We start from the raw sequence: 26,941 nt of genomic DNA on the forward strand, positions 1-26,941 counted from the left end.
TTATTTCGTATCGGCTATTGCTGAGCGGATGGCTACAAAAGCGTCGTCAATCTTGGACGCATCTTGACCGCCGCCTTGGGCAACGTCGTCTTTACCGCCGCCTCCGCCGCCAAGAACTCCCGCAGCTACGCGTACTAGCGCACCTGCTTTCACTCCGGCTTCACGAGCGCCCTCGTTCGTAGCAACAAGGATGACGGGGCGATTGTTATTGATGCCAATAACAGCAACCACTGCGGGGTCTTCACCCAGGCGGTTGCGAAGGTCAAGCGCTAGACCACGAACCTCATTCGCAGACAGCTCACCTGCATTGTGAAGCAGTGCGCGCACAGACCCAATGGACTCAGCCTTTTCCACCAACTTGCCGGCTTCGCTCTGAAGCTTTTCCTTACGGAGTTTCTCCAGCTCTTTTTCCGCAGTTTTCAGTTTATTCAGAGTCTGATTCAGTTTTTCAGGCAAATCGGCTGATGACTGAACCTTCAACATTCCAGTGAGCTGGTTTACCAAGGTTCGCTCAGCCGCCAGATGGTTGAAAGAGTCCAGCCCAACAAGAGCCTCCACACGACGGTTACCAGAACCTACAGACTGTTCAGTGAGCAGGGTCAAAGAACCAATTTCTGCGGAGGAGTTGACGTGGGTACCACCGCAAAGTTCTCGGGAAAAGTCACCGCCCATTTCAACTACGCGCACAATATCACCATATTTCTCACCAAAGAGACTCATAGCACCTAGCTTTTTCGCTTCGTCAAGAGGCATCTCACGGGTGATTGTAGAGAAATTGTCGCGGATAGCAGTATTTGCTACTTCTTCCACCTCGCGTTGGACTGAATCGCTCAACCTTTCATTCCAAGCAAAGTCAAAGCGGAGGTAACCTTCTTTATTGAAAGAGCCGCGCTGGGTGGCTTCATTGCCTAATACCTGGTGCAAGGCTGCGTGAATAATGTGAGTACCTGAGTGAGCCTTTTCACCGTCACGGCGACGTTGTTCGTCCACGTGCGCCACTACAGAGCTACCGGTGGCTACTTCACCTTCACGTACTACACCGCGGTGGACAGACAGACCCTTCACTGGCTGCTGCACATCTGAAATATCAATGGTGAAACCGTTACCTGAAATGACGCCTGTGTCCGCCGCCTGGCCGCCAGATTCTGCGTAGAACGGAGTTTCGTCCAAGACAACTTCAATTTTCTCGCCCGCTGAAGCAGCGGGAACACTCGCGCCATCCTTCAAAATTGCACGCAAAATAGTCTCAGTTTTGAGCTCTGTGTAACCAGTGAAGACCGATCCACGCTCGTTAGCTAGCTGGCGAAGAGCGGAAAGATCCTCGAATGCGCCCTTCTTAGCCTTAGCATCGGCCTGAGCGCGATGGCGCTGTTCTTCCATCAACGCACGGAATGAAGTCTCATCAACCTTCACGCCAGCTTCTTCAGCCATTTCAAGTGTGAGGTCAATGGGGAATCCGTAAGTATCATGCAGAGCAAACGCTTCTTCACCTGAAACGAGGGACTTGCCCGTTGATTTGGCGTGCTTTACAGCTTCTTCAAGACGCTCGGTGCCGGATTCGATGGTTCGCAAGAAAGCTTTTTCTTCAGCATATGCAATGCGTGAGATACGCTCGAAATCTTCTGCAACCTCTGGGTAGGCACCCTTCATTGCATCGCGCGACGCGGGGAACAAAACAGGAAGACAAGGCTCAGTGACGCCCAAAAGACGCATAGCGCGGATTGCACGGCGCATCAAGCGACGCAGAATGTAACCGCGACCTTCGTTGGAAGGAATAACACCATCTGAAATAAGCATCAATGAGGAACGAATATGATCGGCGACCACACGCATCCGCACATCATTTTCGTAACCTTCATCCTGAGCTGACTCGGACCCATGGTATTTCTTGCCTGCAAGCTCTGATGCCGCATCTAGAACAGGACGAACCTGATCGGTTTCGTAGAAGTTCTCTACGCCCTGAAGTAACATAGCCAGACGCTCAACGCCCAAACCAGTATCAATATTCTTAGAAGGCAACTCTCCTAGAATCTCGAATGAATCTTTACCGGTACCTTCGCCACGCTGGTACTGCATGAAGACGAGGTTCCAGATTTCGATATAGCGATCATCGTCAGCTGCGGGGCCGCCCTCTTTACCGTAGGCGGGGCCGCGGTCGTAGAAAATTTCGGAGTCAGGCCCAGCAGGGCCGGGCTGACCTGTTGACCAGTAGTTCTCAGCCATACCCATCCGCTGGATACGAGATTCAGGGAAGCCAACCTTTTTGGTCCAAATCTCGAATGCTTCTTCATCACCCTCATAGATGGTGACCCAGAGCCGCTCTGGATCAAGCCCGAAACCACCGGATTCTTGGGGAGAAGTGAGTAGTTCATATGCCCAAGGAATAGCGGTTTCTTTAAAGTAATCGCCGAAGGAGAAATTTCCAGCCATCTGGAAGAAGGTTCCGTGACGAGCTGTCTTACCGACTTCGTCAATATCCAACGTACGGATGCACTTCTGAACTGAAGCTGCACGGCTAAAAGGAGGAGTTTCTCGACCCAAGAAGTAAGGAATAAAGGGAACCATACCTGCAATGGTGAACATCGCACCAGGTTCATGAGAAATGAGGGATGCTGAAGGCACCGGGGTGCAACCGCGTTCCTCAAAGAAATCAATCCAGCGCTTCGTGATTTCCTGTGAAAGCATGTCGGTTTTCCTTACGTTGTGAAAAATTTCGAAAAGTTTATTGAAAGTCTATTAGTCGAAGGACTATGCAAAAAAGTCTTTGCCCAGAGTCTCGTCGCGGGCTATTCGTGCGCGGGTGGCGCTGGCTGAATCGCTGTCAGCGCCCAGTGAACTCTGCTGTGCTACCTGCGTGTCTCCGTCGATGACGTCGCGAGAAGGGTGCGAGTAATCTTGCAAGTTCTGGGGAGTATACGGAAGCTGCCATTCGTCGACCGCTCCTGGTCGGGAATCAGACTTTTGTTCAGCGAACTGATTCTTGAGCTGCGCTTCTCGCTCGTCCATGCCTCGCTTTACCTTGCCGGCAAAATCCATAGATTTCAGCGCATATGGCTGAAGGCGTTGACCCAGTGGTGAATCGAAGAATCGTGACAAGGTTCCCTCCAAATTAGTGGTTTGCGCTAATGTGCCGGGGTTCTTTCGCAGAAGTGCGGAGTTATTTTCAGCAGAAAATGGTGTGGAAGCCACCTTGGATACCGCAAAGCCAGCTACAGCTCCACCCACAATCAGGGACAAATTTTTGAGAAAACTCATTGGTCAGTACCACCTGAGGTATGCGGGTTCTGGGCTTGCTCAGTCCCGTCGTCTCCACGCATTGCTTTCTTCAAACCATAAGAAAAAGAAGCAACCTTAATGAGGGGTTGTCCTACCGTAGAGGTGACCAGCGATGAAAGTGCCGAAACATTCGCTGAAGCGTCAGAAACGTTATTGGTAATATCATCAACCTTTTCAAGCTGCGAATTGGTTGTCTGGACGGTTTTAGTGAGTTCTCCGATCAAAGGAGTAGCTTCGCCATTGAGCGAGCGAATTGTAATGATTAGCTCCTCAAATACTGCGGTCAGTTTAAGGATAGGCTTTGCCAGCAATGCCACTAGTATCGCAAAAACTAGAGCTGCAATCAGACCTGCGATATCTGCTCCGCTCATAGGCTCCTTCTTCAGACCGGTTGCCGCTAGGACAAAATGACACGATTTGATAACAATACTACGACACCACGTTGCAACAACGCACCTTTCGCGCACGAAATGCGCTTTCTCTCACGTAGAGAGGAACTGTCGACTATCCACTCGATAAACAAAAGGCCCGCCATTCACGAATGAATGCGGGCCTTTCGAGGCTTGGATTATGCCAGGCGTGAGTAGTATTCAACTACGAGCTGCTCTTCGCAGGTCACGGGGATTTCCTCGCGCTTAGGTGCACGTTCCAGCTTTGCGTGAAGCTTTTCGATTTCCACGTTCAAGTATGCAGGGGTGTCGGGCAATACTGCCTGGTGCTCACCGGTTGCTGCAACCTGGAAGGGGGTCATCTTTTCAGACTTGGGGTGTACGTGAATGAGCTGACCGGGCTTAACCTTGAAGGAAGGACGGTCAACACGAACGCCGTCAACCATGATGTGACGGTGCACAACGGCCTGACGAGCCTGAGCGATGGTGCGAGCAAAACCTGCACGAAGTACAAGAGCGTCAAGACGAGTCTCGAGAATCTCGATCATGTTCTTACCGGTCTGACCCTCAATGCGCTTAGCTTCGAGGTAGACACGACGCATCTGAGCTTCGCGGATGTTGTACTGCGCGCGCAAACGCTGCTTCTCACGAAGCTGTACGGCGTAGTTCGAGTCCTGCTTCTTGCGGGCACGACCGTGCTGGCCGGGGCCGTAAGGACGGCGCTCGAAGTACTTTTCTGCCTTAGGGGTCAGTGCAATGCCCAGGGCACGGGACTGACGCACGGTACGGCGGGTGCGGTTATGATTAGCCACAATTTACCTTTCATAGCGGTTGGTATTAGGAGACTTACTCCCCCAACACCATTTATTCTGTATTGGCTTGGCCTCCAGAATCTGCACACATTTCGTGCAGCGGAGAGTTCGGAGCAGCCGCACTCCTCACTACAACAACCCAGTGATCAAGAATTCTCTTGCGTTTTTGATTGCTTGCCAGCCAAAGTTCTACTTTACAGAGCAGAACAACACTTAGCTAGATTAATTTCTAGTTTGTTCAGGTGGCATGACTCACGGATTTACTTCCCTTTGAGCAAAGAATAGATATTTTTTAGCCGAGCACCTATAGATCGTTCATGGCCGTTTTCTGTCGGTCTGTAGTAGCGGCGTCCTTCGAGAGCATCTGGAAGGTACTGTTGTTGCGCAACAGAATAAGGAACATCGTGAGGGTAGATGTAACCTTTTCCATGCCCCATCTGGCTCGCTCCCCCATAGTGAGCGTCCCGGAGATGAACTGGAACCACCCCGGCATTGCCCTGTTTGACATCCGCCATCGCCTGATCAATCGCTGCAATTACACCGTTAGATTTGGGTGCGGTCGCTAAATGTATCGTAGCCTGAGCAAGGTTAATACGTGCTTCGGGCATACCAATGAGCTGAACCGCCTGCGCCGCGCTGACCGCCACGGTGAGTGCAGAAGGATCTGCCATCCCAATGTCTTCGCTGGCATGGACCACCAGACGTCGAGCAATAAACCGTGGATCTTCTCCCGCTGAAATCATCCGCGCCAGATAGTGTAGCGCTGCATCAACATCTGACCCTCTAATCGACTTGATGAAGGCGCTCACTACGTCATAATGCTGATCCCCGTTGCGGTCATACCTTACGGATGCCTGGTTCAGCGCTTCTTCGGCGTGTTTCAGACTAACTACAGCCTGAACATCCTCACTGTTCTCACCGTGAGCGACAGCAACTGCCGCTTCCAAGCTGGTCAGCGCTTTACGGGCATCGCCGGCAGAAAGTTTGACGATGTGATCTTTCGCCTCGTCGCTGAGCTCAATTTTGCCCCCGAACCCTCGTGAATCTTCCATCGCGCGTTGCAACAATTCCTCAATATCGCTTTCTTCTAACCCCCGTAATGTGAGCAAGATGGAACGAGAGAGAAGCGGAGAAATCACCGAAAACGACGGATTTTCCGTAGTCGCGGCTACAAGTACGACCCAGCGGTTTTCTACTCCAGGTAGGAGGGCATCCTGTTGAGCCTTGGTGAATCGGTGGATTTCGTCCAGAAATAGAACTGTCGTGGTTCCGTGTAAATCACGGTCAGTGAGTGCCTGTTCCATGACCGCACGAACGTCTTTGACACCCGCAGTAATTGCAGAAAGTTCCACAAATTTTCGAGTGCTCCCCCGCGCGATGACGTGTGCAAGTGTCGTTTTCCCCGTACCGGGCGGACCCCAGAGAATGACTGACTGCGGACCAGCGGGACCAGAAGATTCGCCAGCCAAGACCCGCAGTGGGGACCCTGCATGGAGCAAGTGCTTCTGCCCTACCACTTCATCCAGATTTCGCGGACGCATACGGACGGCAAGCGGACCACGGCGACTCCGGGCATCAAACTGCTCAGCGTCATCCGATTCTGGTTCAGGCATATCAAATAAAGGTTGACTCACACTTTTACTCTAATGGGGCAGACCAGATTTTTTAGAGGTGTTCGCTATCAAGAATCAGCGTAAAAGGACCATCATTGACCAACGAGACCTTCATATCCGCCCCGAAAACCCCCGTCTCAACCTTTGCCCCTAAGGAACGTAGATGCTCAACGTAATGGTTGTATAGAGGCTCTGAGATATTTCCTGGAGCCGCTTTGGACCACGACGGACGGCGTCCCTTTTTGGGATCTCCATACAAAGTAAATTGAGAAACGGCTAAAATCGGTGCGTTCACATCAGAGCAGCTTTTTTCGTCTTCCAAGATTCGCAATTGCCAGGTCTTCTGGGCGAGTTTCTCCACAGTTGCTTCGTCGTCTTCGTGAGTAATCCCTACGAGAGCGAGAATACCGGGTTCGGTGATAGAGCCCACTGTCTCCTCGTCCACCTTAACCGAGGCTTCACTGACTCGTTGTAGAATGACACGCATTACTTTTCTCCTTAATTCTTCAGCCTATGCGGACTAACTTTGTGAAATTTGTTTCAAGGATTATCGAAACAAGAAAAATCGGGGGCTCCGTCTAGCCTTTTTCTGGCGGTCGTATGCGACCTCCAGAAGCGGACCAGAGGCGCGCCCCCGATTCTTACTGATGAAAAAAACTTAGAAAAGAAATCTGGTTCTACTTCTTCTCGTCTTTCTTTGGCTTGAAATCAACTCCAGCTTCTTTACGCTGCTGCTGAGTAATGGGCGCAGGAGCCGCGGTGAGCGGATCATAGCCGTTGCCAGTCTTGGGGAATGCAATGACGTCGCGGATGGAGTCGGTACCGCCAATGAGCTGAAGCACGCGATCCCAGCCAAAAGCGATGCCGCCCATGGGAGGCGCACCGAATGAGAATGCGTCTAGCAAGAACCCGAACTTCTCTCGTGCTTCATCTTCACCGATACCCATCACCTTGAAAACGCGTTCCTGAACGTCTTTGCGGTGAATACGGATAGAGCCGCCGCCAATTTCGTTGCCGTTACAAACGATGTCGTAAGCGTATGCCAGGGCTTCGCCAGGTTTCTCATCAAATGTTTCAAGGAATTCAGGCTTTGGTGAAGTGAAAGCGTGGTGTACTGCGGTCCATGCTGAGTGGCCCAACGCCACGTCGCCTGAAGCGGTGGCGTCCGCAGCCGATTCGAACATGGGTGCATCTACAACCCATACGAATGACCAGTCGCCGTCCTTAATGAGACCGGTACGGTGACCAATCTCTACTCGTGCTGCACCCAAGATAGCTCGTGATGCCTTTGCCTCACCTGCGGCAAAGAAAATGCAGTCGCCTGGCTGAGCTCCCGTTGCTGTTGCAAGACCCTGGCGCTCTTCTTCAGTGATGTTCTTAGCTACAGGACCGGTCAGCTCGCCGTCTTCCTGAACCAAAACGTAGGCAAGACCCTTAGCGCCGCGCTGCTTTGCCCACTCCTGCCATGCATCCAATGTGCGACGTGCCTGAGAAGCGCCACCGGGCATTACAACAGCACCAACATAGGGAGCTTTGAACACACGGAAGGTGGTGTTTTCGAAGTATTCAGTCAGTTCGGTGAGTTCAAGTCCAAAACGAAGATCAGGCTTATCAGAGCCATACTTCTCCATTGCGTCCTTGTAGGTGATTCGTTCAATAGGGCGAGGAACCTTTACATCGATCAAACCCCACACAGCTTCAACGATTCGCTCACCGAGGTCGATGATGTCTTCCTGATCCACGAATGAGGCTTCAATATCGAGCTGGGTGAATTCAGGCTGACGGTCAGCGCGGAAATCTTCGTCGCGGTAGCAACGAGCAATCTGGTAATACTTTTCTATGCCACCTACCTGTAGCAACTGCTTGAAAAGCTGAGGCGACTGAGGAAGCGCGTACCAAGAGCCGGGAGTCAAACGAGCAGGAACAAGGAAGTCGCGTGCGCCCTCGGGGGTTGAGCGAGTTAAGGTGGGGGTTTCGACTTCGGTGAACTTGTCCTCAGCCAAAACGTTGCGAGCAACTCGGTTAGCTTCTGAACGCAAACGCATCAAACGAGCTGGCTCGGGGCGGCGCAAATCAAGGTAGCGGTATCGCAAACGCGCTTCTTCCCCCACTTCAACATGTTCATCAATTTGGAAGGGAAGGGGAGCTGCAGTGTTCAGCACCTCAACCTCGTTGACCTCAACTTCAATCTCGCCGGTGGTGAGGTTGGAGTTTTCGTTACCTTCCGGGCGCTCGGTAACAACGCCGGTAACCTTGAGCACATACTCATTGCGGAGGTGATCGAAGTCCTCTTCATTATGGAAAACACATTGGGTAACACCTTCGCGATCACGAAGATCGACGAATGCAACACCGCCGTGGTCGCGGCGTCGTGCCACCCAACCGGTCAGCGTAACTGTTTCTCCAATGTTCTTAGCGGTTAATTCGCCAAGGGTGTGTGTGCGTAGCACTCTTTTCCTTTCCAAATACTCCAACTGGGTGGAGCTTTTCAAATCTTGTGGTAATTCTACCGAAAATCTTGAGAGGCAGTTGGTTATTGCGCTGCCTCAATGCGCACGTGAAGGTCTTCTGTTGAAGGTGCCCAATGCTGGGGGTCGGCTTCAATCTGCTCGCCGGAGCGAATATCTTTGACCTCGTGTTTAAGGGATCCGTCTTCTTTTGTGCTAACGAACCAGACGAATGGGATGCCGCGCTTTTCAGCGAATTTAATCTGTTTACCAAATTTTGCAGCAGTAGCAGAGACTTCACAGGCAATCCCGCGCTGACGCAGGGAATCAGCGACGTCCTGAGCGTCCGACCATGTCTGATCGCTAGTGAGAGCAATCAAAACAGCGGAAGGCACCTTACGGGTTGGTTCAGCCATTTTTTGGCTAATGATTCGAGATACCAGGCGAGTAACGCCGATTGAAAGACCGACGCCGGGGAAATTCCGCTTACCATTTGATGCGAGAGACTCATAACGCCCGCCTGAGCAGATAGACCCTAGTTTCTCGTGCCCCACCAATACAGTTTCATAGACCGTTCCTGTGTAGTAATCCAAACCGCGAGCGATAGAAAGATCTGCAACAATATTGCCGGGAGCTCGTTTCGCTGCCTGACCTACAACCTCTTCAAGCTCGCGGAGTCCTTCTTCAAGCAGCGCGTGTTCAACGCCCAACTTTTTTACTTCATCGACAAAACTGGTGTCTTCAGTACAAATCTGAGCCAAATTCAGCGCCGCTTGCGCCTGCTCGTCGCTGGCGCCCAATTCGTCTTTCAGCAGTTGTGCAACGGCGTCGGGACCAATTTTTTCGAGCTTATCAATGGAACGCAAAACGCCGGCGGTATCGTCTAATCCAATTCCACGATAAAAACCTTCGGAGAGTTTGCGGTTATTAACACGAAGCTTGAAATCTCCGATTTCAAGCTTTCGCAAGGATTCAATGACAACCAGTGCCAGTTCGACGTCGTAGCGGAAGGGCAGAGCGCCGTCCCCCACAACATCTACATCTGCCTGGGTGAATTCGCGGAAACGACCATCCTGCGGGCGTTCACCACGCCAGACTTTCTGCATTTGATAACGCATAAAGGGAAAGTTCAGATACCCCGCATTTTCGACGACATAGCGGGCAAAAGGTACGGTGAGATCAAAGTGGAGAGCCAGCTGCTCCTTCTCTGATTTAGTCGTCGAGTTTTCATCGAGCAAACGGGAAATTCCGTAAACTTCTTTATCAATCTCGCCCTTGCGCAAGAGCTGCTCTTTGGTTTCTACCGATCGGGTTTCAATATTTGAAAAACCGTGAAGTTCAAAGGTCTCGCGCAAAGTATCAAGTACATGATTCTCTACCAAGCGTTCCTCGGGAAGTAGTTCGGGGAAACCTGATAGTGAAGCTTTGCGAGCCATATTCACTCCTTGATGTAAAACCGTAGATTGGCAGATTTTGATTATATTCCCTATAAGAATAACGTACGGCGGATACCGGACAGGCTGGGCAGCAGTGTGAGAGCCCGTGCTTTTCTCCAGATGGCGAGGTATCCAATTTTTATCTTTCCCCCTGAGAGAATCTCGGTTTGCGTCAAACCACTTAATAGGGGACAATGAAAATGTGTTGTTGATTTCCAGTTTTCATAACTGGAAAAGTTATAGGACTTTTGTCCCCCACTGAGAGAAAATCCCCTAGTATCTCTCAGATGAAGACCCGAGAACGAGGTGGCTGCGAACCTCTTCCTCTCGGGTCTTTTGCATATCAAGTTTTATCCAACCGAATCTATTGCTCACATTCGATAGCGACCGGTAGTATTTGAGATACGCAAAAGTAAGTTTCGCATTCACTGATACGCAGTGAATCAGACTTTATTTGCGATTTTCTTTGTTTAATGCGCTCCAGCGCCCCGAAGTGAAAGAGTTTTAGCGGTGACTTTAAAATCCGACGACACCTCACAGGTTAATCTTGAAAAAGCACGTCAGTTTGGACGCGTCACAGAAGACGGCCACGTTTTTGTGATTGTAGAAGGCGAAGAATACGCCGTAGGTCAGCTTCCTGAAGCGACCGAAGAAGAGGCTTTGAGCTATTTTGCTCGCAAGTTTGAAAATGTTGAATCACAGGTTGAACTACTTGAAGCACGAGTTGAACGCGGCGCACCTGCCGCTGACCTACAAAAGTCTGTAGAACAGCTTGGCGCACAGGTAGCAAACCGCAATATGGTCGGTGACTACGCAAACCTGCAGGAGCGTTTGATTGCACTGACCGCAAAAATTGCAGAGCTTGAAGAAGCTGAGAAAGCTCATAAAGCTCAGGCTCAGGAAACTGCATTGAAAGCTCGCGAGGAAATTGTCTCCGAAGCTGAAGCAATTGCGGTCCAAGATACCGCTACAACCCACTGGAAAAACTCTCACTCGCGCATGAACGAACTTTTTGACGCGTGGAAAGAGACCCAGCGTAAGCATCACCTGCCAAAGTCTGTAGAAGACGAGCTGTGGAAACGTTTCCGTGCAGCTCGCACCACCTTCGACAAGCATCGCCGCGCCCACTTCTCTTCGTTGGATGAGGCAAACGCTAAAGCAAAGCGCATCAAAGAAGCACTTATTGCTGAAGCTGAAAGCCTTGCAACTTCCACTGACTGGGCAGACACCTCAGCCAAGTACCGCAGCTTGATGGACAAGTGGAAGGAATCGCCCCGTGCGTCCCGCAAAGAAGATGACTCCCTCTGGGCACGATTCCGCGCCGCACAGGATAAGTTCTTTGACGCGCGTAACGCAGCCAATGCTGAATTGGATAAGGAATACGAGCAGAACCTCACGGTAAAAGAAGCTCTGCTGGAAGAAGCACGTGCTCTCTTGCCTGTAACCAATCTGAAGCAGGCGAAGACTAAGCTTGACGACATATTGGACCGTTGGGATGCTGCCGGACGAGTTCCCCGTAACGCACTGCGTCGTGTTGAAGGCGAGCTGAAGAAGGTACAGGACGAAATCCACCAGGCAGAAAGTGCCAAGTGGAGCAAGTCTGATCCTGAAAAGAAAGCACGCGCGAACTCAATGCTCACCCAGCTAGAAGACGCTATCGCCGGTCTTGAAAAAGATTTGCAGAAGGCAGAAGCTAGCGGGGATGCTCGCCGCATCAAAAAGGCACAGGACGCACTGGATGCTCGTCGTCAGTGGCTAGAAACCTTGAAGGCATCCTCAGCTAACTTGGGCTCGTAAATAAGCTTTCCACAGTTTCACAGGTCATACTTTGACTAATTGAACTGCGAAAGACATAAAGATGCGGTTATCCACAGGGTGACCGCATCTTTGTCTATCAAGACACCGAATCAGCGCAGAATGATGATATGACCAACTCTGTTTCAATTCTGCAAAATCTTCCTTACCCTTTAATGGCGCGGGCAAATTCCCGAAATGAGCAGCTCATGCGTATGCATTTGCTCCCTCCTGAGCAGGCAAAATTCTCCGAGGGGAATTTTAGTGACGTGGTGATTCAGCAAGCTCAAGAAAAGCTCATTGATATTCAACAAATAGCTCGCTCCACAGGTGAGCAAGAACGGCTGATTAAAGATCATCAGCTGCAGCATATTTATAAGAACATGTATACACTGCCCCACATTACTCTCACTCCCCTCTTGAAAGCTCAAGCAATTCAAAGCGCCGAACCCGTTTTAGCGAAGCGGAATCAGAGAATCTCACGGCTAACTGCAGCTTGGATTTGGGGTTATCTGCATCAACGCCCGCCTCTGCTTTACGTCGACTTTGAGAGAAGCTGCCGTATCAATCGCACTACACCTGGTCGAGAACATATGAGATTTCGCCAGGTACATTTCACTCCATTTGACTATGTACAGCTAGATAAGCTCTATATAGCAACACCCCGGAAGATTGCCCTTGATCTGCTGACAGTTGGAGAAGCCTCACTAGAATGTTCAGAAGAAAAGCTTCTCGAAGATATCCTTACGGACGGTGCACACAATGGGTGCCGTACATCCACCCTGCTCTATGTCCTGAAAGAAACGAAATACATCAGAAATAGAGAAAGGGCTCAGCAATGGCTTCAAGATTTTGAAGATAAACAAAATCAGTTCAACACAGCTGAGCCAGCCTCAGATAAAGCAAGATTCAGAGAGCTCTAATATCAATTAGTTTTCTCGCGAACAGGCTTAGCGCCCGTCATCCGGTATACCTTATAAACCCCTTCGACGTTCTGCATGACGTTGAGCAAATGCTCCAGCATGTGACGATCGCGAAGTTCCAGAGTAAAGCGATTGATAGCAAATCGATCGGCGTTAGTGAGGACTCGCGCGTCCACAATGTTTGTTTGATTTTCAGCGATCACACGCACCAGATCCATGAGTAGTGATTTCCGGTCAATACCTTCAACCTGGATAATCACTCGGTAGAGCGCAGACGAATCCTGCGCCCATTCCACTTCAGTGGCTCGCGGTTCAGAGTCAACATTTTTCATGTTGGGGCAGTCTGTACGATGCACCGAAATACCGTGAGCTTTAGTCACGATTCCAATGATGTCATCTGGTGGTACGGGGTTACAGCACTTTGCAATTTTAGTAAGCACACCGTCAGCGCCTGGAACGATAATGCCGTTATCCGGTGACTGCTGATGCGAGGAGAACATGTCCTCATCGAACTCTGAAGCTTCGATCTCACGATCATCTGTTTCCCCATAGTAGATTTTGACGAAGACGTCGATGACGTCCTGCGCCTTAATCTCGTTCTCACCTAGGGCATGGTACAGGGAGGCGCCGTCATTCTTGTTAAACTCGTGGGCGACTTCCATCAACATTTGAGGAGTTATCATCTTAGTTAACGGAAGCTCATGGTGGCGCATAGCCTTAGTCAGGGTTTCTCGACCCTTATCAATTGCTTCTAGGCGGCGACCTTTAGCGAAGTACTGACGAATCTTGGTTCTTGCTTTAGAAGTGCGTACGAACTTAAGCCAATCCTCACTTGGCCCTTGATTTTCATCGCGGGTAGTGAGAATCTCAACCATGTCGCCTGAATTCAGCCGTGAATGGAGCGGCACCAAGCGTCCATTGACCTTCGCGCCAATGGTTTTCTCTCCTACCTCGGAATGAATTGCATAGGCGAAGTCAACGGGGGTGGAATCCGTAGCTAGAGTGATAGGTTCACCGTGAGGTGTGAGCACAACAATTTCATCGGTCTCCAACGTATCTGCTAAAAGTTCATAGAATTTTTCAGACTCAGGGTTAGAGTTCGAAATCTCTGCAATATTCTGCAGAATTCCAACGTTCAAAGCGGCATTATGCGTCTTTGGATCCTTAGTAGAAATCCCGTTGGATACGGTTTCACCGCGGGAAGCAGCTTTATAGCGCCAGTGGGCCGCTACACCGTACTCTGCTTCTTCATGCATCTTATAAGTGCGGATTTGAATCTCGAGCGGAAGGTTGCCAGGACCATTCACCGTCAAATGTAGTGACTGATAGTGATTATTTTTTGGAGATTTGATGTAGTCCTTGAACCTGCCCGCCACAGAGTGCCAGAGCGACATAACATGACCGAGCACCGCGTAACAGGTGTCTTCATCTTCCACCAAAATACGTACTGCCAAAATGTCATTAATTTCGTCAAAGCTTTTATTCTTTGACTTCATTTTTTGGTGAATCGAATAATAGTGCTTGGGTCGCCCAGTCACCGTGGCATCGATGTGAACCCGGGAGAGTCGTTCTTCAATAGTAGTTTTGGCTTCCCCGAGGTACTTTTCCAGTTTGGGGGTTCGCTCCCCCACCATGCGTACGATTTCGCGGTAGATATCCGGGGACATCGCAGCAAACGAAAGGTCTTCGAGCTCCCATTTGATGGTGTTTAGTCCCAGCCGGTGTGCCAAAGGCGCATAAATCTTAAGCGTTTCCTCAGCCTTTTTTGCTGCTGACTGGGCTGGCACAAACCGCCAGGTACGGGCGTTGTGAAGGCGATCGGCAAGTTTGATGAGCAAAACACGAATGTCTTTGCTCATGGAAAGAACAAGCTTGCGAATGGTTTCAATAGGTGCTGTATCGCCGTAGGCTACCTTGTCAAGCTTAGTGACGCCGTCGACTAGATAGGCTACTTCTTCGCCAAAATCGGCGGTGAGTTGCTCATGGGTGTAATCCGTGTCCTCCACCGTATCGTGCAACAAGCCAGCAACCAGCACAGGCCCCGTCGCACCAATCTCCGCCAAAATAGTTGTAACAGCTACAGGGTGGGTAATGTATGGGTCACCGCTCTTACGCTTTTGACCCTGATGGTACTTATTCGCAACGGTGAATGCCTTTTGAAGAATCTCCAGATTTTCTTCTGGATGATACTTCTTTACTGTTCTGATAACAGGAGCTAGAACGGGAGAATAATGGCGCAACTGATCCTGCTGATTGGGGATTCTTCTGCCAAAAACATGGCGGGTTGGAATCCTCTCCCCAGCAGACATCACCCGGTGTGATCCGCGGGGAGATTTCTTTCCGATGCTCTCGGATAGTTTCTGATCGACCATCTTCTCGACGGGGTGCTGTGAATCCGACATCGACGAGTCCTTCCCACTCTTAATGGCGTTAATCATACCTCCGCTCCGCTGTTCTTTCTAACACACATGCGGTGGCCATATAAATATGACCACCGCATGAAAGTGCTATTGAGAAGGAAGAAGTCTTATTACCCCAAATTGACGGGATTGACTTCAATCCTTACCGAACCGCCATCGCTGTCGGAGGAATGATCTCCTTCATCTTCTTCTTTAACCCGACCAGAACGAATATCTTCAATGTACTGATCATGTTTTTTGATTTTCTTTTCGCTCAAGCGCAATGCCGCGTACATAGGGGCGGAAACAAGAATCGTACCGATAGTACCTACGATAATGCCGACGAAAAGCGCAAGGGATAGATCCCGTAACGTACCTGCACCCAGGATGAACGCTCCGATGAACAAAATAGCACCCACGGGTAGAACACCTACAACCGACGTATTAATAGAACGCACCAAAGTCTGGTTTACCGCCAGATTGATTTGTTCGCCAAAGGTTCGCTTTTTCTGCTCTGAATAGCCCTCGGTATTTTCACGGATTTTATCGAAAACTACCACCGAATCATACAGCGAATAGCTCAAAATCGTAAGAAAGCCGATAATCGCGCTGGGTGTAATCTCAAAATCCACGAGTGCATAAATACCAACGGTGATAACCACAGTAAAGAGCAAACCAGCGATAGCTGACAGCGACATCTTCCATGTTCTGAAATAGAGCGCCATACCAATCAACGCAAGAATCACGAATGCAATCAGACCGACAAAAGCCTGGCGAGTAACGTCCGCACCCCAGGTAGGGCCAACGAACGACGACGTGACGTCCTGATCAGATACACCGTAAGCGTCCTGCAAAGACTTCTTAACATCAAGAGTCTGGCTATCGGTGAGAGTACTCATCTGTGCACGCATAGTATTGGGTGCAATATTGGTGACCCGAACGTCGTGGGCTTCAGGAGCTTTCTCAGCAATAATTTTCTCACCCACCGAAGGGTCTTCATTCTCAACGGAGGAGACCGTAAATTCAGACCCACCACGGAAATCAATACCCAGGTTAAATCCACCCTTAGCCACTGGCACAAGGATAGAGAGAACCACCAAAAGCGTTGCGAGAAGCAACCACACGTTTCGCTTACCTACGAAGGGGTAGGAACGCTTCCCTGAATGCAGATCATTACCAAATGTTGAAAGTGCATTAGCCACGATTACTCCCCCGCTTCTTTCGTGCCAGTTGATTCAGTGGGAACCGACCCTGCACTGGATGCTTGCTGTGTCTGCGCTCTTGCAGCTCGCCGTCGTTCAGCAATGGTCAATCCATCCGAGTCTTCAGGTTTTCGAATACGACCGGCACCGCGATACAACGGAACAGCACCCAACGATTCAGGAGACAAACCCGAGTGGCGGCGTCCTTCGCCGAAGTAACGGGTACGCGCCAGCAGGCTCAGCATGGGATGTGTAAAGAGGAAGACGACGATGAGGTCGGCAATTGCTGTCAAACCGAGGGTAAATGCGAATCCACGCACTGATCCGACAGAAACCACATACAGCACAACAGCAGCCAATAGGTTTACTGCCTTGGACGCCAAAATAGTCTTGCGAGCACTGACCCAGCCATGATCAACCGCCGCAGGGATGGTACGACCTTCACGGATCTCATCTCGAATACGTTCAAAGTAAACGATGAAGGAGTCAGCCGTTTGGCCCACTGCAACAATAAGACCGGCGATTCCTGCCAATGAAAGCCTGTAGTTAATAGACCAACCCAGCAAAACAATCGCCAGATACGAAATCAACCCTGCAACAATTAGCGAAGCGATAGTTACAAATCCCAGCAACCGATACTGGAACAGCGAATAGATAAATACCAAAACCAAGCCGATTAAGCCAGCGATAAGACCCATCTTCAGCTGATCCGCACCCAATGTAGCTGAAATCTGCTGTTCAGACTGAATAGTGAAGTTAATGGGCAAAGCACCGTACTTGAGCTGCTCAGCCAACGCACTTGCGCTTTCTTCAGTAAAATTACCGGTGATTTGAGGCTTACCGTCTGTAATCACTGCCTGAGCCACGGGAGAAGACAGCACCTTGCCATCGAGCATAATGGCGAACCGCGCACGGGCATCTTGCTGGTTGGCTCCGTAGAAGGAATAGAGGCGTGTAGTAACTTCCTCAAACTTCTTCTTTGCAACTTCATTGAACTGAATATTAACGCCCCATTGGCCAGTAGATACACCACTGCTGTTGGAGACCTGTGAGTGTGAAGCATCCTGAATATCAGTGCCCTTTACCTCAACGGGACCGAGAATAAACTTTTCTGAGCCGTCTTCAGAACAGGCAACGATTGCCTTTTTGGGATCTTGGTTTTCTGCTTTATCTGAACTTGCGGCAGCACAGTCAGTATTTTCAAACTGGCGCCACAAATCTGCAGTAATCCAGTTCTGGTCAGACGCATTTTCAGGCTTCTTATCGCCCTTAGGCAATTCCTTTTCAGGCGTTTTCTGATCATCAGCAACTTTTCCAGGAGCAGCCGATACTAGCACCGGGCGGAAATCCATCTGAGCAGACGCCTGAATAAGCTCGCGAGTTTTAGCATCGAGATTACCGGGAACAGAAACCACAACGTTCTTATTCGACTGCGTGGAAACTTCCGCTTCCGAAACGCCTGCGCCGTCAACACGTTGGCGAATAATTTCAACCGCCTGGTTGAGCTGATCGCTGTTGACGGTATCTGACTCTGAGCCAACAACCTGCGGCGAGAGAACCATTTGTGTGCCACCGGAGAGATCAAGCGCGAGCTTAGTCCCCCAAGATCCGCCAGAGAAGGTAGAACCAAAAACACCGGCACAGAGCACAATAATAAGAGCTGCCATAGAAACTAACGCAACTCTCGACTTAGCCAGCGGGCTTCGTTTAGCCATACTGCCCCTTTACTTCAACAAAAGCAGGTGCACCGCGTGGGGCACACCTGCTTGGAAAAATTTCTTTACTGATGACGATTGTCGCGCTCTTGCGGAAATTCAATAGAGGAGGCTCCGCCTTCGCGCTCTACCGCAGTTTCTTGCTCTACAACTGATGAGGTTTCCGTAGAACTTTCGTTCTGTTTTTCTTCATCGACCAAGGTGGTGACAGTAGAAAGGTGAACTTTCACCACGGTGTCTGCGGCAATGTTCAAGAGAACATAGTTTTCATCGCGATTTACTTCAACGACAGAGCCGAACAGCCCAAAGTTAGTCATCACTCGGGTACCAGGTACCAGCTGATCTTGACGCTGTTTGAGTTCCTGCTGAACTTTTCGCTGACGACGCGCGGGCAGAATGAACAGCATCACCACGAATATGCCCATGAGCAGAATCATGAAGAGGCTATTTCCGCCAGCTCCACCGCCTTCAGCGGCGTTGAGAACTGATGAAGCGTGCAGATTTTCGATGGAGTTCAGCATATATCCCTAGGCATTGACAATACTTTCAGGCTCTATCGTAGTGGAGAATTCTGAATTATCCCTGGCTTTGGGTGAGTTAGTTTAAGCGCTTTCGCAACTAGAGGGTGGGAAACTCAGGAGCTTCAAGCCCCAGGTGTTCCCAAGCGGCGGGCAGGGCGACTCGCCCTCGTGGCGTCCTACCCATGAGCCCTTCGCGTACGAGATAAGGTTCCGCCACAGTTTCCACTGTTTCTACTTCTTCACCTACAGCTATAGCTAAGGTTGAAAGCCCAACGGGTCCTCCGCCGAATTTATGTATGAGCGCCTCAAGCACGGCACGGTCCAAACGGTCGAGCCCTCGTGCATCCACCTCATACATATCCAATGCCGCTGCAGCTTCTCTAGCTTCAATACGATCAACCCCGTGAACCAACGCCCAGTCGCGTACTCGACGCAGCAAACGGTTAGCAATACGTGGCGTTCCTCGGGATCGACCGGCAATTTCCGAATAGCCTTCCGAGGAAATATTCATCTCCATCAGACCTGCTGACCGCCGCAGTACACTTTCAAGTTCTACTGAAGAGTAAAACTCTAAATGCCCGGTAAAACCAAAACGATCGCGCAGAGGTCCCGGTAGCAAACCGGCGCGCGTCGTCGCTCCTACCAAGGTAAAGGGAGGTAATTCCAACGGAATAGAGGTAGCGCCAGCGCCCTTACCGACCACGATATCTACGCGAAAATCTTCCATCGCCATATACAGCATTTCTTCTGCAGGGCGTGACATACGGTGAATTTCATCGAGGAAAAGAACTTCACCGGGGGTGAGTGAAGAAAGAATTGCTGCTAAATCACCTGAGTGTTGAATTGCAGGGCCGGAGGTGATACGCAGGGGCGCATCCATCTCAGCGGCAATAATCATCGAAAGAGTGGTTTTGCCCAAGCCGGGAGGACCAGATAAAAGCACATGGTCAGCGCTACGTCCGCGGAGTTTAGAAGCCTCTAGTAACAGAGAGAGCTGACGACGTACCCGCTGCTGGCCCACAAAATCATCAAGAGATTTAGGGCGCAGAGCCGCCTCAATCATCTTTTCCTCTGGCTCTTCTTCCATAGCGACCAAGCGTTGACCAGGAACTTGACCGGGCGCTTGATTGAAGTCATAGGGTTGTGAAGTCATAGAACGAAAAAATTCCTCAGATGAAGATTAGTGGCGAGTGTTGGAGTGCTGCGAACCTAGGGTTGCCAGAACTGATTTCAGCGCTTGTGCAACGCCCATGGTTTCGGACTGCGGATTCGATTCAACGAACGAATCAACTGCAGCCACGGCGTCGCGCTCAGTCCAGCCTAGTCCCATCAAAGCATCAAGAACCTGTGGCTTCCACGCAACATCGTGGGAAAGAGGCAACTGGTCTGAATCTTGGTCAGTGAGAATAAGCTTGCCGGCAAGTTCTAGCACGACTCTGCGGGCGCCCTTAGGGCCAATACCCGAAACTTTGGTAAATGCCTTATCGTCCCCAGTTGCCACTGCCTTAGATACTTCTGCAGGAGTCAACGCCGCTACCACTGCAAGCGCAATGCGAGGGCCGATCCCTGAAACGGTCAACATCAGGTCAAAGACTTCTCTCTCTGCCGGCTCAGAAAACCCGTACAGCGTCATAGAGTCTTCGCGCACAATCATGGTGGTAAGAATGGTGGCCTGCTCCCCCGTCCGTAATGAACTAGCTGTCTGCGGGGGGACATTGACGAACATACCGAAACCGTTGACATCAATGATGAGGTTATCCAGGCCAACATGCGTGACCTTACCAGTGAGGGAGCTAATCATGCTCTTATCCTATTCGAATATATGTACTAATTCCACTTTCGAGGATTTTTCCGAGCAGTTTTAGCCGCAGCTTCCGCCCAAGCCCGCTGAGCAGGAGTCATAACGGTAGACCGTTGTTGTGCTGCAGGTCGTGAGCCCTGGTGTGTCTGGACGCCCGCGCTGGTATCAATTGCCCCACCGGTGGTTCCTCCACGCCAGCCGTGGCAAATCGCAATGGCGAGAGCATCGGCGGCATCTGCAGGTTTGGGCATAACATCCAACCCTAAGATGCGCGTGACCATTCGTCCCACCGATGCCTTATCCGCTCGACCAGAGCCAGTCACCGCTGCTTTTACCTCTGAGGGAGTATGAAAATATACGGGGATACCGCGGCTGGCTGCAGCTGCAATGACGACGCCCGACGCGTGAGCGGTGCCGATGACCGTATTAACCTGCTCCTGGGCAAAGATTCGTTCAATAGCTAAGGCATCCGGCTGATAGGTATCCAACCACTCCTGAGCAACCTGAAAGATGGTGAGGATACGCTGATCCAGGGTTTCCGCCGCGATAGTGCCGGCAACGCCAACGTTCACAAAGCTTGCCTTGCGATTAGGCAACATATCGATCAGTCCAAAACCACAGCGAGTCAGACCGGGGTCAACGCCTAGAATACGGGCAGCGCCCGGAACTCTCGCAATAGAGGAAAGTTCCGGGCGCTTTGTGCTTGAAGAAGGCACTATGTACTAGTCCTAGTCTTCTTCGAGTTCTGCCATGACGGATTCGTTGATATCCGCGTTGGAGTAGACGTTCTGAACGTCGTCCAATTCTTCAATTGCATCTGCAAGCTTGAGGAACTTCCGTGCGCCTTCGGCGTCCAATTCCACGTTCATAGTGGGGCGGAATACGGGGTCATCGTTGTTGTAATCCAAGTCAGCTTCAGCAAGAGCCTTACGAATCTCGGGAAGGTCGGTTGCTTCAGATACAACGGTGAAGACGTCGCCGTCGTCGATAACTTCATCAGCGCCGGCATCAAGGACAGCCATGAGGACGTCGTCTTCAGTCAAGCCGTCAGTCTTGGTTACTTCAGCAACGCCCTTGCGTTCGAACATGAATGCAACAGAACCCGCATCTGCCATCGTGCCACCGTTACGCGTAACTGCGGTACGAACTTCAGCTGCGGCGCGGTTGCGGTTGTCGGTCAAACATTCGATGTACAGCGCGGTTCCCTGCGGACCACGAGCTTCATACATAATCTCGGTGTACTCAATGGATTCACCCGTGAGACCGGCGCCGCGCTTAATCGCACGATCGATGTTGTCGTTAGGAACAGAGTTCTTCTTCGCCTTAGAAACAGCCAAATCGAGTGCCGGGTTACCCGAGGTATCCGCGCCGCCCATGCGAGCTGCTACTTCGATAGCCTTGATGTATTTAGCGAATGCCTTTGCGCGCTTAGCGTCAATTGCAGCTTTCTTGTGTTTGGTTGTTGCCCATTTGGAGTGACCTGACATGGGGCCTGCCTTTCGTATCGGGGCGCATCAGCGCAAATTTTTACTGGTAAGTCGGCTTCCATTGTAATACTTCGTACAGTACTCAGCTGATTTTTGAGTTGTTAGCTCGGTGACCGTAGGACGAGCGGAGCCTTAGCGGGGACGCTGAGATGCGGACACGCGGGCTTTTTCTACCAGTTCATCGTTAATTGTGGCGGGGGTGAATTCACCGTATTTATTTTCAGCCGCCTTCTGAATCAAGAAATCTGAGATGGCAGGATTCTTGGGCAAAAGAGAGCCGTGAAGGTAGGTACCTACAACGTTATGGACGCGCGCGCCCTCAAATTCGTCGTCCTTGTTGTTGCCCTCGCCCTTAGTTACTTTAGCCAGCGGTTCGGTAGTACCGCTGAGGGTTGTCAAACCTGAGTGGTTTTCATAGCCAATAATGGTGCCGAATTCAGAAGATTCTTCGACGATATTGCCGATGAGACGTTCTTCGCCGCCCACAGTGACTGCATCAAAAATACCGATGCCGGGTAGCGCCTGACCGCCGATGGTTCGGAACTCTTTTCCGAACAACTGATACAGACCGCAGATGACGAGCATGGGAGTACCTTTTTTTGCCATCTCGCGCAGAGTGGCAGCAATACTTTGGAGGTCATCACCAATCACGCTCTGCCCAGAGTCCTGACCACCGCCACCCACAATAATGTCGGCATCGGTGGGGAAAGAATCTTCAGGGTTGTAATCCACAATCTCAACGTCAAAACCGTGGGCTTTAGCTCGGCGGGACAGGGAAAGAGTATTGCCCCAGTCTCCGTAAATATTCATATCTCGGGGGTAAAGCTGTACGATTTTGAGGCTCTTGCCTGAATTGGAAGTCATTAGGAGATTTCCTCCACGTCTGTAATTTTGGAGAGGTTCTTGCGGATGGCGAGCATGGCAGTGTAGGTGCAGAAAATGCGCATAGGCTTGCCCTGGGAGTTCTTGATGAATTGGTCAAGTGCTGAATCGAGGTCTTCATCAACAGCGGCTACTGGCACGTCTTCGTGTTCCAAACGGAGCGCCATGTCATAGGCACGCACGCCCGATACCATATTCACTCCCCCGGTTTGCAACGAGTGGAAGTCAACGTCCCAGAGCCAGCTGACGTCGCGGCCGTCTGCATAAGCATCATTGATGGTAATCATGGTGGCGTAATCACGAGCATCTGCTGACGCCAAGGAGAGGCGGAAACCCGAAGGGTTCTTGACCAAAAGAAGCTGAAGGGTCTGGCCATTCACCGTGAGAGTTTCACCGCGACCAAAAGCCGGAGTGATGTTCGCAAGCTCTGCCATGAGGGCGCTACGGTCGGCGTCGTCGCCCATGACGTCCAAAGTCAGCGCCATTGCAGCAGCGGCGTTGAAGATGTTGTACACACCGTAGAGGTTAATGGTGCCATTAAGCTCTTCCGAGCCCAGCTGGAAAGTAGCTGAAGTGCCCGCGAAATCTTTAAGAAGTACATCTGCTGCGGGAAGCTCAGGGGCGAGCTGTGCCGTATTAACGGGTGATTCAGCAGCGCGCATGTCGTCGTCTGAGGGGAACATCTTGCGCAGTTTTTCGGAGAGACCAAAGTATTTGACGGCAGTTCCTTCAGGAGCGTTCTCCGCCAGAGAGCGAATGCGAGGGTCCTCGCGGTTAAGAATGACGGTGCCGGTGGTTGCCCCTGCAACGTGTGCCAGCATGCGACGCGTAGTATCAATCTCACCAAAGCGATCAAGCTGATCACGCAAAACATTCAGCAGCAAAGCACGCTGAGGCTTCACACGCTTCACAAAATGAACCGCATGCGCCTCATCCAGCTCAAGGACGGCGATGTCCGCATCCAGCTTGCCCGCCAAGTTCATCTCGCCTAGCAAAGCAGCGGCAACACCGCGCACAAAGTTAGAACCCGTGCGGTTCGTGAAAACCTTCAGCCCCTGCGATTCCAAAAGTTGCACGACCATCTTGGTGGTGGTGGTCTTCCCGTTCGTGCCAGAAACAACCACCACCCCACGAGGGAGCTTAGCTAATTCTTCAGCAACGAAATCTGGGTGAAGTTTCTCCATCACCAGGCCGGGGAAAGCTGAACCTCCGCCGCGCAATTTAGTGGCGTAACGAACGCCCTGGCCAATGAGTCGTGTAACAGGTCTGGACATGCGTTTCATTTTAGCGGGTTAAAAGACGACGTGGGACAAGAGGCACGCTATGGGATAGCTGCGCGCCTGTCGTCGCAATGCTCCAGCTCAGACATTGCTCGCTTCGCTCGCAAAACTCGCAAGTCGCATTCAACGACAGGCACGCTGTCAGCATCCAGTCAACTTCCCATCCCTGCGCGCTCTACGCCCGCTTGGAAAGAAAACGAGGTCTTTATGCACGTCTTCTTCTACTCCGATAAGCTAATCATCATGTCTAACCTGCTTTATCCCGAGAATCACCAGCACCCCATCATCTTCCGCGACCTCAAATGGGTGGACCGTGTGCCCACCGCCGTCATCGAACCGGTAGTTGATGGTGTGCCGCTGGGTAAATTGAAGCGCACTCGTTTGGAGCCGGGTGCCTTTATCGGCATTGACACCCGTGCCGAAGCTCTGGAAACAGAGGGGCTTCCTACCTCAAAATATTGCTCAGGATATGCACGGGCAATGGAGAAAGAAACAGGTTTCGAAACCGTACCTTGCCCCGAACACGCGCTCATCGAAAAAGGCAAACAGTGTGCCCGGTGTGAGGCTCGCGATGAGTTCTCAGCTATGCACGGTATCCACCGCGGCGCACGGTTGGCGCCAGCAGCACAGGCATATGCAGACTTGGAGCATTGGCTGTATATCGCAACCTTCCCCGACGGTACGTCGAAAGTAGGTACTTCTTCGCTCTTTTCAAAGCCCCGCCGCCTAGATGAACAAGCTGTTGCACTGGCAACCTATGTTGCCCACGCCAAGGACGGCGCACAGGTGCGCGTATGGGAAGATTTGGTGTCCAAGGAGGCAGGACTCGTTCAAGGCAAACTTGTTTCCACTAAGTTCAAGGCGTGGACCAACCCGCGTTCGACTGCGGATATTAAAGCAGAGCACAAAAAAGCTGTCTCACTGGCGAACTGGGCGCTGATGGAAGCTTCGCTGGATGCCTTTGACGCCGTCATCGACAAAGAACAAATGATTGACGAACCCTGGGCTCCCTCCCCTGCGATGGAGCCAGCGTATGAGTCAATTCTTTCCGATTCAGGGCAATCACTCCCCGCGTACCCGTCTCTGTGGAATGCTGCAAATGGTTTCCACGTGGTGGGGGCCACCGGCAAGTTCCTCGTGGCACATTTTGGTGACCCCGAGGTGAAGTTCTTGCTCAATCTTGCGGATCTGACGAACCGCGTGATGCTCCCCCACTGGGACGTTTCAGCGCAACCAGATGTGCAGAGTTCGCTTTTCTAAACCTATTCGGTAGGCCACCCATCTGCTAACAAATCGCGAATCTCGCTGAGCGTTTGAGTCACAGTTTTGGTGCCTGCCACAATCGGGAGGAAGTTCGTATCGCCTGACCATCTCGGCACAATGTGCTGGTGTAGGTGGTCGGCGATGCCCGCTCCCCCAATTTTTCCCTGATTCATACCGATGTTGAACCCTGCCGCCCGGCTTGTTTTGCGGAGAACCCCCATCGCGGTCTGAGTAATGGCAGCGATTTCGTTGGCTTCTTCAACGGTTGCGTCGTCATAGTTAGGAATATGGCGGTATGGGACTACCAATAGGTGGCCAGGGTTGTAGGGATACAGGTTCAGCAAAGCGAAGGCGTGTTCCCCACGATGAACGATGAGTGATTCTTCGTCTGAGCGCGAAGGTGCTGTGCAGAAAGGGCAGCTGTTTTCGTCATAGTCCTTTTGCCCGCCGCTGGTGTAAGCGCGACGATGCGGCGTCCAGAGTCGCTGAAAGGCATCGGGGACGCCGGGGAGTTCGAAGTCATCGGTGGTGTATTCGGGAGTTTCCATAGAAATATTCTACGTGGCTTGGTTAAAGAGTGAAATAAGACCCAGTAGAGTGGAAAATGAATCGTTCGATTCCCAACTGAGGATATAGATGTTTAGTTATGACGATCTCACCGCCCCTATAGTCGGAGCACCCATGGCTGGTGGACCAACCACGCCAGAGCTGGTTGCCGCAGTATCTAATGCGGGCGGATTGGGCATGCTGGCAGCTGGATATTATTCACCCAAACAGATTGAGGCGGATGTTCTAGCTGTTCTTAAACTCACCGATAAGCCATTCGGAGTAAATCTCTTCTCTCCTACAGAACCTGGTGAAAATCCCGAAGATGCTGAGGCTCTTCTTCTGAAGTATCGCGAAGCGCTTGCACCTGTCGGGGAAAAGTTTGGTGTGGACTTACTCAAATATGAGTTAGATATCCCTGACTACTATCAGGCAAATGTGGATTGGCTCGTAGAGAACCCCGTTCCCGTGGTTACTTTTACTTTTGGTTGTCCCACGGTTGAAACGATTCAGCGGTTACAGTCTGTGGGAACGTGTGTTGGCGTGACAGTGACCAAAGTTGCCGATGCGGAATTGTCAGCGTCGAGGGGCGTTAATTTTCAAGCCGTGCAGGGGCCGGATGCCGGTGGGCATCAGTCGACTTTTCGGGTGCAAGACGACGTAAACGAGCTTCCTTTGGAGGAGCTGGTTCCAGCAGTTCGAGAGGTATGTGCCTTGCCCCTGGTCGCTGGCGGTGGAGTGAGCGGTGCCGAAGACGTGAAACATCTTCTCGATTTGGGAGCTGTGGCCGTACAAGTAGGCAGTTTGCTGTTGCTGTGCGAAGAAGCTGGAACTAACGAGGTGTATCGGAAAGCTCTGCTAAACCCTGAGTATTCGGCAACCCGCATAACTCGCGCTTTCACAGGTAGACCGGCGAGAGCTTTGGTGAACGATTTCGTGCGCGAGTTCGATGAGATTGCTCCAGCTGTCTATCCGCACCTGCACTATTTGACGGCGCCGTTGCGGACTGCAGCAAAGAAAGCTGGGGATGAATCTTTGATTAATCTGTGGAGCGGAACTGGTCTAAATAATCTAAGAAATACCTCAGTGCCTGAAGTAATTAAAAGAATACTTTCTTCAAATCCAAATTTATAATCTCTATTTATGGACTTAATG

The 26,941-nt window shown here is 51.2% G+C and carries 23 protein-coding genes; 4 read left to right on the forward strand and 19 right to left on the reverse strand.

Annotated elements, in window-relative coordinates; genetic code table 11:
- The 8 genes from alaS to hisS all read right to left on the reverse strand — a co-directional run bounded on the left by alaS (position 1) and on the right by hisS (position 9,973).
- A complete protein-coding gene (gene alaS / locus A7E48_RS06720; protein WP_068171211.1) occupies positions 1 to 2,685 on the reverse strand; it encodes an alanine--tRNA ligase in 2,685 nt (894 codons plus the stop codon).
- A gap of 63 nt (positions 2,686 to 2,748) precedes the next feature.
- The gene (locus tag A7E48_RS06725; RefSeq protein WP_068171214.1) at positions 2,749 to 3,255 is read right to left on the reverse strand and encodes a hypothetical protein; all 507 of its coding nucleotides are present in this window, start codon (positions 3,253 to 3,255) and stop codon (positions 2,749 to 2,751) included.
- Positions 3,252 to 3,647 (reverse strand): DUF948 domain-containing protein, encoded by a 396-nt coding sequence (locus tag A7E48_RS06730; RefSeq protein ID WP_068171215.1) that lies wholly within the window; start codon positions 3,645 to 3,647, stop codon positions 3,252 to 3,254. Before A7E48_RS06730 ends, A7E48_RS06725 begins: the two co-directional genes overlap by 4 nt.
- A gap of 197 nt (positions 3,648 to 3,844) precedes the next feature.
- Positions 3,845 to 4,477: a 30S ribosomal protein S4 gene (gene rpsD / locus A7E48_RS06735; protein WP_068171218.1), complete on the reverse strand. Its 633-nt coding sequence runs from the start codon at positions 4,475 to 4,477 to the stop codon at positions 3,845 to 3,847.
- 260 nt (positions 4,478 to 4,737) lie between these two features.
- Complete coding sequence (locus A7E48_RS06740; protein ID WP_068171221.1) at positions 4,738 to 6,090, reverse strand: replication-associated recombination protein A; 1,353 nt, start codon at positions 6,088 to 6,090, stop codon at positions 4,738 to 4,740.
- Between the two features lie 52 nt (positions 6,091 to 6,142).
- On the reverse strand, positions 6,143 to 6,577 hold the full coding sequence (gene dtd / locus A7E48_RS06745) for a D-aminoacyl-tRNA deacylase (protein WP_068171223.1): 435 nt from the start codon (positions 6,575 to 6,577) through the stop codon (positions 6,143 to 6,145).
- 190 nt (positions 6,578 to 6,767) lie between these two features.
- A complete protein-coding gene (gene aspS / locus A7E48_RS06750; RefSeq protein ID WP_068171226.1) occupies positions 6,768 to 8,540 on the reverse strand; it encodes an aspartate--tRNA ligase in 1,773 nt (590 codons plus the stop codon).
- 83 nt (positions 8,541 to 8,623) lie between these two features.
- On the reverse strand, positions 8,624 to 9,973 hold the full coding sequence (hisS, locus tag A7E48_RS06755) for a histidine--tRNA ligase (protein ID WP_068171229.1): 1,350 nt from the start codon (positions 9,971 to 9,973) through the stop codon (positions 8,624 to 8,626).
- Positions 9,974 to 10,483: 510 nt separating this feature from the next.
- Here hisS and A7E48_RS06760 point away from each other — a divergent pair.
- Both A7E48_RS06760 and A7E48_RS06765 read left to right on the forward strand, forming a co-directional pair.
- Positions 10,484 to 11,770, forward strand: a complete 1,287-nt coding sequence (locus A7E48_RS06760; protein ID WP_068171232.1) for a DUF349 domain-containing protein — start codon at positions 10,484 to 10,486, stop codon at positions 11,768 to 11,770.
- A 128-nt stretch (positions 11,771 to 11,898) separates the two neighbouring features.
- Positions 11,899 to 12,690, forward strand: coding sequence for a type IV toxin-antitoxin system AbiEi family antitoxin (locus A7E48_RS06765; RefSeq protein WP_068171235.1), 792 nt, complete (start codon positions 11,899 to 11,901; stop codon positions 12,688 to 12,690).
- Positions 12,691 to 12,692: 2 nt separating this feature from the next.
- Here the strand turns inward: A7E48_RS06765 and A7E48_RS06770 are convergent, their stop codons facing one another.
- The 10 genes from A7E48_RS06770 to A7E48_RS06815 all read right to left on the reverse strand — a co-directional run bounded on the left by A7E48_RS06770 (position 12,693) and on the right by A7E48_RS06815 (position 23,980).
- A complete protein-coding gene (locus tag A7E48_RS06770; protein WP_068171239.1) occupies positions 12,693 to 15,092 on the reverse strand; it encodes a bifunctional (p)ppGpp synthetase/guanosine-3',5'-bis(diphosphate) 3'-pyrophosphohydrolase in 2,400 nt (799 codons plus the stop codon).
- Between the two features lie 128 nt (positions 15,093 to 15,220).
- Positions 15,221 to 16,291 carry a protein translocase subunit SecF gene (gene secF, locus A7E48_RS06775; protein ID WP_083147253.1) on the reverse strand — a complete coding sequence of 357 codons (1,071 nt, stop codon included), beginning with the start codon at positions 16,289 to 16,291 and terminating at the stop codon, positions 15,221 to 15,223.
- Between the two features lie 2 nt (positions 16,292 to 16,293).
- Positions 16,294 to 18,006 (reverse strand): protein translocase subunit SecD, encoded by a 1,713-nt coding sequence (gene secD, locus A7E48_RS06780; RefSeq protein ID WP_068171243.1) that lies wholly within the window; start codon positions 18,004 to 18,006, stop codon positions 16,294 to 16,296.
- Positions 18,007 to 18,071: 65 nt separating this feature from the next.
- Positions 18,072 to 18,527, reverse strand: a complete 456-nt coding sequence (gene yajC / locus A7E48_RS06785) for a preprotein translocase subunit YajC (RefSeq protein WP_068171245.1) — start codon at positions 18,525 to 18,527, stop codon at positions 18,072 to 18,074.
- Positions 18,528 to 18,624: 97 nt separating this feature from the next.
- A complete protein-coding gene (gene ruvB / locus A7E48_RS06790) occupies positions 18,625 to 19,680 on the reverse strand; it encodes a Holliday junction branch migration DNA helicase RuvB (protein ID WP_068171248.1) in 1,056 nt (351 codons plus the stop codon).
- 27 nt (positions 19,681 to 19,707) lie between these two features.
- Positions 19,708 to 20,328 carry a Holliday junction branch migration protein RuvA gene (gene ruvA / locus A7E48_RS06795; RefSeq protein ID WP_068171250.1) on the reverse strand — a complete coding sequence of 207 codons (621 nt, stop codon included), beginning with the start codon at positions 20,326 to 20,328 and terminating at the stop codon, positions 19,708 to 19,710.
- A gap of 26 nt (positions 20,329 to 20,354) precedes the next feature.
- Complete coding sequence (gene ruvC / locus A7E48_RS06800; protein ID WP_068171252.1) at positions 20,355 to 21,044, reverse strand: crossover junction endodeoxyribonuclease RuvC; 690 nt, start codon at positions 21,042 to 21,044, stop codon at positions 20,355 to 20,357.
- Positions 21,045 to 21,056: 12 nt separating this feature from the next.
- Complete coding sequence (locus A7E48_RS06805) at positions 21,057 to 21,815, reverse strand: YebC/PmpR family DNA-binding transcriptional regulator (RefSeq protein WP_068171255.1); 759 nt, start codon at positions 21,813 to 21,815, stop codon at positions 21,057 to 21,059.
- Between the two features lie 132 nt (positions 21,816 to 21,947).
- On the reverse strand, positions 21,948 to 22,679 hold the full coding sequence (locus tag A7E48_RS06810; protein ID WP_068171258.1) for a type 1 glutamine amidotransferase: 732 nt from the start codon (positions 22,677 to 22,679) through the stop codon (positions 21,948 to 21,950).
- Positions 22,679 to 23,980: a Mur ligase family protein gene (locus A7E48_RS06815; RefSeq protein WP_068171259.1), complete on the reverse strand. Its 1,302-nt coding sequence runs from the start codon at positions 23,978 to 23,980 to the stop codon at positions 22,679 to 22,681. Before A7E48_RS06815 ends, A7E48_RS06810 begins: the two co-directional genes overlap by 1 nt.
- A 21-nt stretch (positions 23,981 to 24,001) precedes the next feature.
- Between A7E48_RS06815 and A7E48_RS06820 the strand changes: the two genes are divergently transcribed.
- Positions 24,002 to 25,237, forward strand: a complete 1,236-nt coding sequence (locus A7E48_RS06820; protein ID WP_141669398.1) for a hypothetical protein — start codon at positions 24,002 to 24,004, stop codon at positions 25,235 to 25,237.
- 2 nt (positions 25,238 to 25,239) lie between these two features.
- Here A7E48_RS06820 and A7E48_RS06825 read toward each other — a convergent pair whose 3' ends face one another.
- Positions 25,240 to 25,788: an HIT domain-containing protein gene (locus tag A7E48_RS06825; RefSeq protein ID WP_068171262.1), complete on the reverse strand. Its 549-nt coding sequence runs from the start codon at positions 25,786 to 25,788 to the stop codon at positions 25,240 to 25,242.
- 88 nt (positions 25,789 to 25,876) lie between these two features.
- Between A7E48_RS06825 and A7E48_RS06830 the strand changes: the two genes are divergently transcribed.
- On the forward strand, positions 25,877 to 26,920 hold the full coding sequence (locus A7E48_RS06830; RefSeq protein ID WP_068171263.1) for a nitronate monooxygenase: 1,044 nt from the start codon (positions 25,877 to 25,879) through the stop codon (positions 26,918 to 26,920).
- Positions 26,921 to 26,941 lie beyond the last annotated feature (21 nt).

The sequence above is a fragment of the Rothia sp. ND6WE1A genome, from assembly GCF_001683935.1.
Taxonomy (GTDB): Bacteria; Actinomycetota; Actinomycetes; order Actinomycetales; family Micrococcaceae; genus Rothia; species Rothia amarae.